This window comes from Aestuariivivens marinum (genome assembly GCF_022662175.1).
GTDB lineage: Bacteria > Bacteroidota > Bacteroidia > Flavobacteriales > Flavobacteriaceae > Aestuariivivens > Aestuariivivens marinum.
Map to the genome: position 1 here is coordinate 878,007 of NZ_JAKMCR010000001.1, position 13,738 is coordinate 891,744.

Here is a 13,738-nt window from a genome sequence, read left to right on the forward strand (position 1 = left end):
TCGCAAAAGCGAAAAACATTCCTCCTTAGCTCAGTTGGTTAGAGCATTTGACTGTTAATCAAAGGGTCCTTGGTTCGAGCCCAAGAGGGGGAGCAAAATAAAACCTTAACTAATTGAAGTTAAGGTTTTTGTTTTTTTATAACATTTATTTTATCCAGCCTTTTATCCAAATATTAAAGTTTTTTCAAAGCTTCAAGCTCAACTCCTAGGCTATTAAACATATTCAAAATACTACTAATTTTAAGCTCTTGCATTGAGTATTCCTGTGTATTGATACTGCAAGTGAACTCCCAAAGCTCAAAAACCTCACTTATATGCACCTCATAGTTCTTATAATTAGTATTGTCAGACACCAAGAGGAGCATCCCGTTTTCCTCTATTTTGCTATAGACACGCTTGTATACCATTCCTTCATTTAGGGTCAAAAGAACATAGGTTTTCCCATCTACTATATCATCTATATTATCTGTAAACCTACCAACTATATAGGAGCCATCCTTCATTGGCAGCATGGAGTCACCTTTAATGGGGAAGGCTCTGTGCTTACCAGTAGGAATGAACGGTAATTTAATCTTGTCAAGTTGCTCAATATATTCAGGGTCATCGTATCCAGCAAGATATCCGGCAGAAGCCTTCACAGGTACTATTTCAATCAAATCCTCATTGTTCTCATTTACAGCTATGGGAAAAAGGATTCTCTTGTTGCCAACTTCAATGAAGGATGTGTCTATAGCTTTTGTCAGGTCATTCCTAATAAGGATATCCACAGGTATTTTAAAGTAATCAGAGAACTTGATAAGCATTTCAATTGTCGGTGAAGACCTGTTCTCCTCATAGGCGCTAATCCTTGACCTTGTCACCCCTAATTCTTCAGCAAATAGCTCTTGTGAGAGGCCTTTTAGTGTTCTAAGGTGTCGTATGTTCTTACTTATAATTTTCATAATGCTACAAATATGAGCAATAAATGCTAACAAATGTAGCTAATTTTGTGATATGAAACAACAGATTTTACATTTGGACTTGGACACTTTTTTTGTGTCGTGTGAACGGCTCATTGACTCCAGCTTGAAGTTCAGGCCCATATTGGTCGGTGGGACAGGTGATAGAGGTGTTGTGGCCGCCTGTAGCTATGAAACCAGAAAGTTCGGGGTACACTCTGGGATATCAATGAAGGTTGCAAGAAGACTTTGTCCTGAAGCTGTTGTCATAAGGGGTAATGCTGGAACCTATACTAAGTATTCAAAGACCGTCACAGAAATCATAAAGAATAGAGTTCCAGTATTTGAGAAAGCCAGTGTGGATGAATTTTATGCTGACCTTAGTGGCATGGACAAATTCTTTGGCTCCTATAAGTTTGCATCAGAACTGAGGCAGACCATTATAAGGGAAACAGGTTTGCCAATTTCCTTTGGTCTCTCGGCCAATAAAGTGGTTTCAAAAATAGCCACAGGTGAGGCCAAGCCAAATAACCAGATGAGGATAGACCATGGATTTGAAAAACCCTTTCTAGCTCCACTGTCTATTAGAAAGATTCCTTCAGTTGGTGACAAAACCTATCAGGTATTAAGAAACCTGGGAATAGATAAGGTTAAAGTAGTTCAGGAAATGCCGCTGGAAATGATGGTAAGCGTACTGGGAGAGAATGGAAGGACCATTTGGAGAAGAGCTCTAGGGATAGACAATTCTCCTATTATTCCTTATTATGAAAGGAAATCTATTTCAACTGAAAGGACATTTGGCAAGGATACCATTGATATGATAAAGCTGAGGACGACCATTTTTGCAATGGCTGAGAATTTAGCTTTCCAGCTGAGACGGGGTGATAAACTGACATCCTGTATAGCAGTAAAGATTAGGTATTCTGATTTCAACACTTATACCAAACAGGTTAAGGTTCCCTACACCAGTGCAGACCATGTTATCATCCCAAAGGCCTTGGAATTGTTCGACAAGCTTTATGAAAGAAGGTTGCTAATTAGGCTGGTCGGTGTTAGGTTCAGCAGTCTTGTCAGCGGAAACTACCAGATAAACCTATTTGATGATACAGAAGAGATGTTGAGGCTTTATGGTGCCATGGACAGAATACGCAATAGGTTCGGAGAGCATAGTCTACAAAGGGCAGCTGCCATAGGAGCTGGGAACATAGGAAGGTTTACAAACCCTTTCAACGGAGAACCACCGATACTTTTGGCACATAGAAACCAATAGGGATGTACCTGAACTGTCATACATACTATTCCATGCGTTTTGGTGCTTTCTCTGAGAATGAGCTATTGGAACTTGCTGTAAAAAATGAGGTAAAGAGCCTTGCCTTGACAGACATAAATAACACTTCTGCCTGCCTGAACTTTATAAGAAGAGCAAAGGTTTTTGGTGTTAGACCTTTAGTAGGTATAGATTTCAGGAATGGAGCCAATCAGTTGTATGTTGGCCTAGCCAAGAACAATGAGGGTTTCTTTGAACTAAACAGGTTTCTTTCTTCTTTTTCCCATGGGAAAAAGCCCTTACCTGAAAACGCTCCAGAATTCAGGAACGCCTATGTAGTCTATCCTTTTGAACAGGTCATGAAACTGGAAAAGGAACACTTCAGGGAGAATGAATTTATTGGTATTAATATTGAAGACCTTAAGAGATTGCCTTTTACAAATTATAAAGAACAAATCGATAGATTGGTGGTTCAGCAACAGGTTACGATAAGGAACAAGAAAGATTTCAATGCCCATAGGTTGCTAAGGGCCATAGACAGGAATACTTTGTTAAGCAAATTAGATGCCTCAGAGCAGTGTAGCATAAATGAGAGAATGTTGCCAATGGAGGAATTGCAAGAGAAATTTGAGCTCTTTCCGCATATCCTTGAAAATACTGAAAGATTGATGTCCGAGTGTGATATCCGTTTTAGTTTTGATGGCGATAGGATATCCCAAAACCAGAGTGTTTTTCTGGACTCTACAGATGCCGATTTCAAACTGTTGCAAAAACTATGTAAGCTAGGTTTGCCCAAAAGGTATCCAAACCCAGATGCGAAGGTCCTTGAAAGGATCGAAAGGGAGCTAAGGACCATAAAGCAGCTTGGCTTTGTTTCCTATTTTCTAATTAACCATGATATTGTCCAGTATTCCAAAAACAATGGCTATGTACATGTGGGAAGGGGAAGTGGGGCCAACAGTATAGTGGCTTACATCATAGGAATAACTGACGTGGACCCTATTGAACTGGATCTCTATTTTGAAAGGTTCATAAACCCTTACAGAACATCACCTCCAGATTTTGACATAGATTTTTCATGGAAAGAAAGGGATGATGTGACCAGATATATCTTTGAGCGATATGATAATGTAGCCTTGTTGGGAACCTATAACACCTTCCAGTATAGGGCCGTGGTCAGGGAATTGGGTAAAGTTTTTGGAATGCCCAAAGAAGAGATAGATAAGATAAGTACAGGAAAGTATAACAAAGTTGAGCTGGATGAATTAGGGAGATTGGTGGTCAATTACGGTAAGCTCATCCATGGATTTCCAAACTATATTAGTGTGCATTCATGTGGGGTATTGATTCTTGATAAGCCAATCCATTATTACTCAGCTACCGATTTACTTCCAAAAGGATTCCCAACGGTACAGTTTGATATGGTCATAGCTGAGGATGTTGGTATTTTCAAGTTTGACATCCTTGGACAACGAGGGTTGGCTAAAATCAAGGATGCTTTGGATATCATAAAATACAACAGACCAGATTTACCACCTATTGATATCACAGAGGTTGAAAGGTTCAAAAAAGACCCAAAGGTGAATGCGCTTCTTAAAGAGGGTAAGGCCACGGGGGCTTATTATGTGGAATCGCCAGCTATGAGAGGATTGATGCAGAAACTACAGACACAGGATTATTTGGGATTGGTAGCGGCAAGTTCTATAATTAGACCTGGGGTTTCCAGTTCAGGTATGAAACAGGAATTCATCAAGAGGCAACGCAATCCAGAGAGAAGAAAACAGGCAAACCCTATTCTTTTGGAAATCATGCCTGAGACCTATGGAATTATGGTCTATCAGGAAGATGTACTAAAGGTAGCAAGTAGGTTTGCGGGCCTCAACCTTGGAGAGGCTGATGTACTGAGAAGGGGTATGAGCGGGAAGTATAGGTCAAGGGCTGAATTTATAGCTGTTGAAGAAAAGTTTATTTCAAATTGCAGAAAAAAAGGGCATGATGACGAGTTGACCTTTGAGGTATGGAACCAGATAAAAAGTTTTGCAGGGTATGCCTTTGCCAAGGGACATTCAGCTTCCTATGCAGTAGAGAGCTACCAGAGCCTTTATCTGAAGTGTTATTATCCTTTGGAATTTATGGTGGCTGTACTTAATAATGGCGGGGGATTCTATAGTACTGAACACTATATCCATGAAGCCAAAATGTGCGGGGGAAAAGTACATGCTCCCTGTATAAACAGGAGCGACCACCCCAACAGGATAATGGGAAGAGATATTTTTTTAGGCTTTGGTTACCTAAAGAACCTGGAGCACTACACCATACAAAGGTTCTTGACTGAAAGGCAATTGAACGGAGAGTACAAATCCTTGGATGATTTTATAGACAGGGTAAATATAAGTATTGAACAACTTACAATACTTATAAGAATAGGAGCCTTCAGGTTTACTGAGATACCAAAGACACAATTGCTCTGGGATGCCATTTTTAAACTCAATAAGAATGGAAACAGAACAATACAGAATCCGTTATTTAAAATCCAACATAAATCCTATAAATTACCTGAATTCAATTATGGTAAAGTTGAAGAATCCTATGACCAAATGGAGCTTTTGGGATTTCCTCTTTGCAATTATTTTGATTTAATCAATGAGGAACTTAAGAAACATATACTTGCCAAGGGCATGAAAGACCATGTCCATAGGGAAGTACTGCTTTATGGCAAGTTGGTAAATACGAGGTTCCATAAGGGAGCCAATGGGAAACTCATGCGGTTTTGCACTTTTGTAGACATAAAAGGGAGTTATTTCGATACAGTACATTTCCACAATACTGTGGACAGATATCCAATTCATGGAATTGGTGTGTATGAATGTATAGGGAAGGTGATTGAAGAGTTTGGATTTTATAGTATTGAGGTAATAGCAACAAGGAAATTAGCTTTAAAGCCCGACCCTAGGATGAACTAAACAAAATAATATTAGGGGAGCAAAATTAAAAGCCTTACAGAAATGTGAGGCTTTTTTTGTGCTGTACCACAACAATTTTTTTCATTTGAAGGTGGTCAAACTTCAGTTCTATAGCCACAAAAAACAAAGCAGGCTCCTTTATTTGGCTTTAGAATAGTATTAAATGTGTGGGGTTTCTATTCTAATGAACTAAATAACAAATTATAAAACTCTAAAGCTTGACTTTCATTCTCTAACCAGGGAAAATGTCCACATTTCTCAATTATATTAATCTCTAATTGTGGTATTACTTCTTTAATTTCAAATATCACAGATTCACCAACAGGGTCTTGTCGGCCAATAATAATACTAGAATCACCCATGTAATTTCTTAAATGATTGATTCTTCTAGATTGATTTGAATAATAATTTTTAAAAGCAATTCCAGTTATACCACCAGGTTGCCCAAACAAAGTATTAAAGTCTATCTTGGTTTTGGCCTCCAAACCTTTTTCTCTATCAAAAAAATATCCTGGAAAAATTGCACTTAAGTTCGATTTTCCTGATTTATTAAGCGATGTAGCTTCTTCGATATCTTCCTTATGTAATCTCATCGCAATATTATCGCCATAATATGTAGTAAAACTATTAGTTGGCCCTCCAGGATTCAATAATATTAAACTGCTAATGTTGTCTGGTTTTCTTGATGCATATTCCATTGCTAACATTGCACCCCATGAATGTCCAATGATTTTAATTTGGGCTAATTTTAAATGCTTTCGTAAAGCTTCTATATCATTAACATAATTTGCCATAGTTAGAGCTGTAGAATCAACTTTATTAAGTATTGATTTTCCTGTTCCTCGCTGGTCTAAAACAATACACTTATAGTGGTATGAAAGACTGTCTATCACAGGTTTTAAATAAACAGCGTTTAGCCCAGGACCCCCAGCCAAAATAACAATAGGTTCGCCAGCCCCAAATTCATTAATATGAATCTTAGTTTGGTCTTTACTTGTTATGAAATATTCTGTTTGTCCAAAAGAACAAATTGTGGTCAATACAATTGAAATTTGAATGATTATTTTCATAATTACATTATTTAAATACTTAAGCCTTAAGATAATGAAAATTTACAAACCAACCCCCTTTAATAAACCCATTTAGGTTAGGCCTGTGTACCCCCCCCTCCCTATCTGCCGACAGGCAAGTTTAGCATATAATTTAGATGCTTTTCGTTAGGCAACTGCTAATAATCATGATAAACATTATCATAGAATAAAGCTAATTTCACCATATTCTCATTGAAGGGTTCGACAAAAAGTATAAGGGGGGGGGAGCTTTAAAGCCTAAATTACAACTGTAGTTTAAACCCAACTACACTTTATAAATAACTGCATTGTATGCATTATGTGCTTTAAATTTTAGAATTGCCAACATACCAGCTTTTTTTAGTTAAGAATAGTTATTATTTACTTTGGAGGACTTGGGGAGTATTTTTCATAGGAATCAAAAGGTTTTGTATACATCTAGTTATTTGTTTAATGGATACATAATTTTAACCTTGAAATTCTTTATGTCCGTTACAGATATGCATGGTAGGATGGAGAAGTACTTTCCCCTCATGAGATAAGACTACTTTCTGGCGGTTTATAAGAAAATCGAGTGCATTTTCTTTTGGGAAGGCATTTCCAGAGCATGAGCCAAAGTGAACATCTTTGCCCCAAGTATTACTTATAGCTTCTATTAGTTCTTCTGGTGTCCATTGTTCATTGCTTTTTTCGATTAAAAAAATCACCTCATGTATATGCCTAATATTATTCATGTGTTTTGCTAATTGTTAAATGTCTTATCTTTGATATATGTTTTCTATTGAGTGCATGTAAAGGTCTTAATTTTATTAATATCGTTATATGATAATTGTCATCTCGAATACTTACTAAACAAATAACAATTTCTTTTTTCTAGAACGATTTAATTGATGAGAGGGGAGCATCCAAAGAAAACCACTCATCATTTGGCTGTTTTTTTTATCTACACTTTCTATTAATAATTTCCATACTTTTAAAACCTAGACAACAAAAAGATAAAAACATGAATAATTTTCATTTTGGTCATATATTATTAATATTAATTATTCTCTTCTTTGGTATTCTATTTCCATTAATGTTTTTTGGTTATAGATTTGGTCTGGGGAAAAGAAGTAAAGAGTCTGAGAATAAAGGTTGTTGGATAATCGTTTTTGTAGCTACTTTAATTATAACTGTTGCTGTCGTGTTAGGAATTCTCTTAATTGTATTACTGGGCGCAGCAATGACGGGTAAGCTTAGTTAAGATTAAACATCATCCTGTAAAATAAAATGAGGCTAAACTCAATAATTCTTCATTGAATTGATTCGACAAAACAATATTAGTTGGAGCAAAGCGCACCTAAGTCATTCCCAAAGTGAGTGGCTTTTTTGTTTAATTTACTATAGAGGTAGTTAATCCATAAAAATTATAATCAATTTTGCTTTACAAATTTTTTAATAGCCACACCATTAGCGGTTTGTAATCTGATAAAATACAGGCCATTTGCAAAAGTGCTCACATCTATGTTAATGGTTTTTTCCAATGCCTTAAATGATTTCATGGATTTACCCAAAGTATTGTAAATCTCCACTGTTGAATCTGTAACCTCTAATGGCATTTTCAACGTTATAAAATCATTTACAGGATTGGGAAATAAATTAAATTGAACTCCAAAATTCGGTTCATTGGAAACACTTAAAGCGTTTCCCGAAAAGGAAATAAGTCCTTTATCAGTCCCAACCCATTTCGTTCCATTGTCGTCAACTAAAATGGAATTAATGGTATTGGAAGGCATAATGGAATTGTCCACATTAAACGTTTCCCAGGTAATCCCATCAAAGCGTGTCAATCCACTTTCGGTTGACATCCAGATGATATTTGCTCCTTCAACAGTAACATTCCAGAGTAAGTCATGTGGTAATCCTGAATTAGAAGAATTGTAAACTTCCCAATTGGTTCCATCAAAAGAGATCAATCCATTACCAATTGTCCCCATCCAGACAATGCCTTCAGTGCTAATATCAATGGAATAAATCATGCCCTCAACCTGATTTAGACAATCAGTTGTGAGCATGGTAAATTGCACGCCATCAAATTTAACCAAATACATTGGTGGCATTGCCCGCCCCGGATAGATAAATCCACTTGTTAAACCTAACCACTTATTATTTTGATCGTCGACTGCAATTGAGAAAAACGCTGACAATGTCATTCCTGTATTCGACCAATCATAACCTATCAATTCTGTTCCATCAAACTCATATAAATCATTATGTGCTGTTACCCAAATCTTGTCGTCTTTGTCAACGACAATGCCTGTAAAGAGTCCTGGAACTGGTATTTCCGTCCAATTATTGTCTCCATTAAATTTTTCCAGATAGGGAAAAGGCGTGCATACTACCCATGCCAATCCGTTACTATCCAATAAAATTTTATAAGCGTGCCTATTTATTGGATCAGGGTCTAAGTTCGATATTGGAAGCGTATAGCTAACTATAGTTTGCCCAGTAGATTTTTCCATTTTCACAAGGGTATTGTCCACGCCAACCCAAATGTTATCTCCATCACTGGCAAGTCCGCCAACATAATGATCTTCAAAATAGATTTTAAGCTCTGCGTTTTGAGCAAAAATAAATGCCGTAATACAGAAAAATCCAATAAAAAATAAAGCAATATTTTTCATGACATTTAGTATTAAATAATGCTAAATGTCCATGAAATCATCAATAGCTACAATGATATATATCAATTAGACGCTTTTATTTTCAAATAAATAATAGCTTAAATCAAAATTGGACTTTTTTTGACTTTTTTATACAGTAATTCAGGATTAAATTAATGCTATAGTCTATTTTAATTTATTGGTATTTGTGATCCGTTTTTGGAAAGCCATTTGTCGAAATTTTGCATTTCTGGGTTTAGTTCCAACGACAAGGCCTCGTCACGAACAGCATTAAAATCATTATTAAAATCCCTCTTAAACTGGAACATGTTACCTAGATCGTCTGCTCCAGGAAAACCAAAATTACGATAGGTCTCGGGACTTACATTATTGTAAATCACATTAATACCCAATGCTTCAGACAGTTTGGAGGCCATTTCATTTCCGGTTAACTTCTCACCAACAATGCCAACGGTTTTACCAATAAATGTATTTCCCCTCTTGAATATGCCATATGCACATTTACCAATATCTTCGGCAGCCATACCTGCCAATGTTTTATCATCCATTGGAAATGCTATATAGTAGTTCCCATCTCCACCATTTTGAGGGCCCATTCCAAAATGGATGAAGTTGTCCCAGTAAAACGAGGTTCTTAAAAAAGTAACGGGCAAACCAGCTTCAGAAAAAAGCTTGTCTGCTGCACCTTTGCTATCAAAATGAGGTACTTTGTAGTGGCCTTGTAGAGTTGGCATTCGGTTATCATCCAATGGCACCCAGTTTCTGGTATCCTCTAGGGTTGACCAAACAATATGTTCTAAATCTGCTCCTTTAGCTGCCTGTATAAAGTTTTTAATTTGTTGGTACTCTTTTTCAGCAGAAAAATGTTCCCAAAAAAAAGTAACAAAGTATGCCGCTTTTGCATCTTTTAATACCTTTTCAATACTCTTAACGTTATTAATATCTGCTTCTACTACTTCTGCTCCCATTTGTGACAATGCCTTTGCTTTTTCAGATTGGGAGTTTCTAGTTACTGCTCTTACTTTATAGTCTGAGTTGCGGTCTGCCATAATAGCATTTACAAGTCCGCCACCTTGGGCACCTGTTGCCCCAAATACTGTAATGATTTTTTTGTTTTCCATTTTTATTTTTTTATTTTTTACATTTTACTTTTTTTGATTTTTCTTAATTTTAAAAAGAGACTTTCATAGTAGTTTGTGTTTTCAGCTACTTGCGCTATTGTTTTTTAACAACATAAAAAATGTTCTATTGGTTTGATTACTAATTTAATGAAAAAATATTATGCAGGAAAAAGGAAGGTAAATGGAAAGCCTTAACTTAAATTATGAAGCTTTTTTGTTTAAGATTTGAGTTTTATAAAATCTGTATCTTTAAAATATTACAATTAAATTTTTAAACACATACTTGAAAAATTATTATAGGATTAAATGCTAAGTTAATGGAGAAACTCTTTTTATTAAAACCAAACTTTAAAGACGCCAATGTTGATGGGACAGAGCAATTGTTTTATTGCCCTCATTGCGCCATGATAGAAGGTGTTCTTTCATATTATACACAATTACAAGACAAACTAGAGGTCATTTATATAGATTTTCCCAGACCTAGACATAAATTGGTTGAACTTGTTGGAGAAGAAAACCAAGGGTGCCCTAACCTTGTGATAAGTAAAGATGATAGTGTTGGTTTAGACACAAGTTATTTCTTGAGTTTAAAAGGATATTTATTTGTTAATAAAAAAGAACTCATTGTGCGCTATTTTACAGATAAGTATGGGATTGGAAAACCACATCCATGATTTTATCAAATCTTTTATTGTATATGGTTTATTGTAATTTAAACGAAGTTGTATTAAAGTCAAATAGGTTTAATACTATACAAACTAGTTTCTAGATAGATTAATTAATCCTACAAAATACTCCCAAAACACCCTTTTTTTACCTTTAATAGTCATTATTTTAAGGATAAAAAAAGGAAATATATTCTTGCATATTGTCAAAAAATGACTCAAAAACCTTTCAAAAGGGCGTATAATATCTGAAAGATATGTCATATCGTCTAATAATCTTGTTAATATAAATAACAAAGGGAATTATCCTTTATCTTTATTTGCTTTTTAATTTCATAACTATGATAAGACCAGATATTTATCCATTATCAGAAAAACTTAAATTTAAAACAAAGCTTTTAAATGTAGGTGTTATTATAATGTTGTTCTCATCTTTTAGCTACTCTCAAACAATCATAAGACAAAGTATTTCAAGTTATGGGACAACTGTTACCGGAGATGATTACTATTATGCTCAAACCATTGGGCAAAGCTACAATACCAGTAATAGCATAAACATCAATGTGACACAAGGTTTTCTGCAACCGGTGAGCTTTAAAATTGAAAAGGTAGCCCAAAACGATGTTGAAGAATTGAATATTAAAATATTTCCTAACCCCTCTAGTTACAGTATTACCCTAAAAAGTACGGAGGCATTAAAAAAGGCAGTTATCCTTATTTCCAACGTACAGGGGCATATTATCTATGATCATGAAGTTCAGAGCCTAGAAGAGCATGTCATAAACTGCAGTTCATGGGCCACAGGCATATATCTAATGAAAGTTCAAGATGATAGTAATAAACAATTGGTCAGTAAATTAATAATATCTAAATAAGCATTAATATGAAAAGAATTATACTCGCCCTAACAGTGGCTTTTATATCGCTTTCAAGTATCGCTCAAGAGCCAAGTTTTACCATTGAGGCATCTCAATTAGCAAGCACTTTTAAGTTTGTGGACAGTGATAACAACAAATTAAATTCAGATTATCAATCCATATTTACGGGTGCTTACGGTATAGGATACCGTAATATTTTTGAGAATAATATTATGCTAAAAGCAGGTTTGGGAAAACGTAATGGAGGAGCTAATTACGTATATGATAATACGAATTACTCATGGCGCTTGGAATATGCAGAACTAAAAGTTGGAGGCGGTTATATGTTAAAACGACGTATGTTCAGTCCGTATGCCGTCCTTAATGCCTACTATGGTCATTTATTGCGTGGTACTCAAGTTTTAAATAACGAGGAGTTCAATATTACTGAGTCCGGTATATTGAAAAAATCAGATTTTGGACTTATAGGAAATATTGGGCTTAACTTTAAAATTTCTAATTTCATATCGGCCTATGCAGAAGGGCTATATCTATTTGGACTAAGTAATATAGAAGAAGATTCGGGTCAGACGACAGCCAACAGAAGCTTTGGGATCTCATTGGGTCTTGCCTTTAATTTAACGGAATAGTAGAAAACATTAATTTGATTGTCATGAAAAAATTTAAATATATTTTATTAATTGTAACTTTTAGTATCGCTGCTAATTTCGTTTCAGCACAGCGCATCGGTAACCTAGACGGCATTAATTATCAAGCTGTGGCACTTAACGATGAAACCCAAGAAATTGTTGGTCTTGATATAGAAGCAAAACCATTATATAATAGAGAAATAGGTGTTCGATTTACTATTACAAAAGGGCTTGAAGGAGCGGTTCAATGGGAAGAAACTCACGTAACAACGACAGATGCCTATGGTCTGTTTAGCTTAGTTATAGGAAAAGGTGTTGTGTCTAGTTCGACCTATTCTAGGTTACTGGATATTCCATGGATTGAGGCAGACCAGTTCTTAAAGGTTGAAATCTCAACTAAAAATGACGGCAATTTCAAAATAGTGAGCAATCAAAAGTTTATGGCAGTACCTTATTCTTTCTATACAGACGATATTGCCGATGATGCTATTACAACTGAAAAAATACTCAATGAAGAAATTCTTGCCGAAGATATCGCAGAGGGTGCTGTTGAGACCTCCGAGATTTTGAATGAAACAATTCTAGCCGAAGATATTTCGGAAGGTGCTGTTGAGACCTCTGAGATTTTAAATGAAACGATTCTAGCGGAAGACATTTCAGAGGGTGCTGTTGAGACCTCCGAGATTTTGAATGAAACAATTCTAGCGGAAGACATTTCTGAGGGTGCCGTTGAGACCTCTGAGATTTTAAATGAAACGATTCTAGCGGAAGACATTTCTGAGGGTGCTGTTGAGACTTCCGAGATTTTGAATGAAACGATTCTAGCCGAAGACATTTCCGAAGGAGCTGTTGAGACCTCCGAGATTTTAAATGAAACGATTCTAGCGGAAGACATTTCTACGGGTGCTGTTGAGACTTCCGAGATTTTAAATGAAACGATTCTAGCGGAAGACATTTCTGAGGGTGCTGTTGAGACCTCTGAGATTTTAAATGAAACGATTCTTAACGAAGATATTGCAAACAATACGATAAACCTATCAACTAAAGTGACCGATATCTTAGCGGTTGAGAATGGGGGTACCGGTCTCGATGCATCAGCTGTTGGAGATGGTGAAATCTTAATTGGAGATGGTACTACCAATGAATTTAATTTAACAACCCTTACTGCTGGTACAGGCATAGTAATTGAAAATACACCGGGTAATATTACCATAATCTCACCACCGGTTTCAACAAGTGCCGATGGCTCTTTTAATATTCCTGTGGGAAGTAACGGGGTTATTGGGCCTAATTCTGCATGGTATTCACCAAATAGTTTAAAGATTGACCCTCCGGCAGACAAAGCCTTTGAAATGGGCGATATTTTTCTTGCCTCTGCCGATATTGATCTACAGGGTTGTATATTATCGGTTTATTTACAGAGTATTGATGGTAACGGACAAGCTAATGTTCAGGTAATCTTATTTAACCCAAGAAATATTCCTGTAACTTTACAAACCCCAGTGACATTTAAATTCTTGCTTGTAAAATAAGCCTGATTGCTA

Annotated in this window: 12 protein-coding genes and 1 tRNA gene; 8 read left to right on the forward strand and 5 right to left on the reverse strand. The window is 36.0% G+C overall.

Features of this window, described 5'->3' with window-relative positions; translation table 11 throughout:
• Positions 1 to 19: 19 nt before the first annotated feature.
• Positions 20 to 93, forward strand: a tRNA-Asn gene (locus MR053_RS03760).
• A gap of 80 nt (positions 94 to 173) precedes the next feature.
• On the opposite strand, the gene MR053_RS03765 is transcribed toward MR053_RS03760, so the two are convergent.
• Complete coding sequence (locus MR053_RS03765) at positions 174 to 941, reverse strand: XRE family transcriptional regulator (protein WP_242131120.1); 768 nt, start codon at positions 939 to 941, stop codon at positions 174 to 176.
• Positions 942 to 993: 52 nt separating this feature from the next.
• Here MR053_RS03765 and dinB point away from each other — a divergent pair, with 52 nt between their 5' ends.
• Positions 994 to 2,208 (forward strand): DNA polymerase IV, encoded by a 1,215-nt coding sequence (dinB, locus tag MR053_RS03770; RefSeq protein WP_242131121.1) that lies wholly within the window; start codon positions 994 to 996, stop codon positions 2,206 to 2,208.
• Positions 2,209 to 2,210: 2 nt separating this feature from the next.
• Positions 2,211 to 5,168 (forward strand): DNA polymerase III subunit alpha, encoded by a 2,958-nt coding sequence (locus MR053_RS03775; RefSeq protein WP_242131122.1) that lies wholly within the window; start codon positions 2,211 to 2,213, stop codon positions 5,166 to 5,168.
• Positions 5,169 to 5,344: 176 nt separating this feature from the next.
• Here MR053_RS03775 and MR053_RS03780 read toward each other — a convergent pair whose 3' ends face one another.
• Both MR053_RS03780 and MR053_RS03785 read right to left on the reverse strand, forming a co-directional pair.
• Positions 5,345 to 6,238 (reverse strand): alpha/beta fold hydrolase, encoded by an 894-nt coding sequence (locus tag MR053_RS03780; protein ID WP_242131123.1) that lies wholly within the window; start codon positions 6,236 to 6,238, stop codon positions 5,345 to 5,347.
• A gap of 467 nt (positions 6,239 to 6,705) precedes the next feature.
• Positions 6,706 to 6,972 carry a DUF2492 family protein gene (locus tag MR053_RS03785; RefSeq protein ID WP_242131124.1) on the reverse strand — a complete coding sequence of 89 codons (267 nt, stop codon included), beginning with the start codon at positions 6,970 to 6,972 and terminating at the stop codon, positions 6,706 to 6,708.
• Positions 6,973 to 7,241: 269 nt separating this feature from the next.
• On the opposite strand from MR053_RS03785, the gene MR053_RS03790 reads away from it, so the two are divergent.
• Entirely contained in the window at positions 7,242 to 7,481 is a 240-nt protein-coding gene (locus MR053_RS03790; RefSeq protein WP_242131125.1) for a hypothetical protein, read from the forward strand.
• Between the two features lie 169 nt (positions 7,482 to 7,650).
• Here MR053_RS03790 and MR053_RS03795 read toward each other — a convergent pair whose 3' ends face one another.
• Both MR053_RS03795 and MR053_RS03800 read right to left on the reverse strand, forming a co-directional pair.
• The gene (locus MR053_RS03795; RefSeq protein ID WP_242131126.1) at positions 7,651 to 8,901 is read right to left on the reverse strand and encodes a T9SS type A sorting domain-containing protein; all 1,251 of its coding nucleotides are present in this window, start codon (positions 8,899 to 8,901) and stop codon (positions 7,651 to 7,653) included.
• A 170-nt stretch (positions 8,902 to 9,071) separates the two neighbouring features.
• Positions 9,072 to 10,022: an NmrA/HSCARG family protein gene (locus MR053_RS03800; RefSeq protein WP_242131127.1), complete on the reverse strand. Its 951-nt coding sequence runs from the start codon at positions 10,020 to 10,022 to the stop codon at positions 9,072 to 9,074.
• Between the two features lie 317 nt (positions 10,023 to 10,339).
• On the opposite strand from MR053_RS03800, the gene MR053_RS03805 reads away from it, so the two are divergent.
• From MR053_RS03805 to MR053_RS03820, 4 genes are all read left to right on the forward strand, one after another.
• Complete coding sequence (locus MR053_RS03805) at positions 10,340 to 10,696, forward strand: DUF3088 family protein (protein WP_242131128.1); 357 nt, start codon at positions 10,340 to 10,342, stop codon at positions 10,694 to 10,696.
• A gap of 332 nt (positions 10,697 to 11,028) precedes the next feature.
• The gene (locus MR053_RS03810) at positions 11,029 to 11,562 is read left to right on the forward strand and encodes a T9SS type A sorting domain-containing protein (protein WP_223549878.1); all 534 of its coding nucleotides are present in this window, start codon (positions 11,029 to 11,031) and stop codon (positions 11,560 to 11,562) included.
• Positions 11,563 to 11,570: 8 nt separating this feature from the next.
• On the forward strand, positions 11,571 to 12,194 hold the full coding sequence (locus MR053_RS03815) for an outer membrane beta-barrel protein (protein WP_223549876.1): 624 nt from the start codon (positions 11,571 to 11,573) through the stop codon (positions 12,192 to 12,194).
• Positions 12,195 to 12,217: 23 nt separating this feature from the next.
• A complete protein-coding gene (locus tag MR053_RS03820) occupies positions 12,218 to 13,726 on the forward strand; it encodes a hypothetical protein (protein ID WP_242131129.1) in 1,509 nt (502 codons plus the stop codon).
• Positions 13,727 to 13,738: the final 12 nt, after the last annotated feature.

Coding starts and splice junctions, on each gene's coding strand:
- MR053_RS03765 (WP_242131120.1), bottom strand. CDS start 941: ATGAAAATTATAAGTAAGAACATACGACACCTTAGAACACTAAAAGGC.
- dinB (WP_242131121.1), top strand. CDS start 994: ATGAAACAACAGATTTTACATTTGGACTTGGACACTTTTTTTGTGTCG.
- MR053_RS03775 (WP_242131122.1), top strand. CDS start 2,211: ATGTACCTGAACTGTCATACATACTATTCCATGCGTTTTGGTGCTTTC.
- MR053_RS03780 (WP_242131123.1), bottom strand. CDS start 6,238: ATGAAAATAATCATTCAAATTTCAATTGTATTGACCACAATTTGTTCT.
- MR053_RS03785 (WP_242131124.1), bottom strand. CDS start 6,972: ATGAATAATATTAGGCATATACATGAGGTGATTTTTTTAATCGAAAAA.
- MR053_RS03790 (WP_242131125.1), top strand. CDS start 7,242: ATGAATAATTTTCATTTTGGTCATATATTATTAATATTAATTATTCTC.
- MR053_RS03795 (WP_242131126.1), bottom strand. CDS start 8,901: ATGAAAAATATTGCTTTATTTTTTATTGGATTTTTCTGTATTACGGCA.
- MR053_RS03800 (WP_242131127.1), bottom strand. CDS start 10,022: ATGGAAAACAAAAAAATCATTACAGTATTTGGGGCAACAGGTGCCCAA.
- MR053_RS03805 (WP_242131128.1), top strand. CDS start 10,340: ATGGAGAAACTCTTTTTATTAAAACCAAACTTTAAAGACGCCAATGTT.
- MR053_RS03810 (WP_223549878.1), top strand. CDS start 11,029: ATGATAAGACCAGATATTTATCCATTATCAGAAAAACTTAAATTTAAA.
- MR053_RS03815 (WP_223549876.1), top strand. CDS start 11,571: ATGAAAAGAATTATACTCGCCCTAACAGTGGCTTTTATATCGCTTTCA.
- MR053_RS03820 (WP_242131129.1), top strand. CDS start 12,218: ATGAAAAAATTTAAATATATTTTATTAATTGTAACTTTTAGTATCGCT.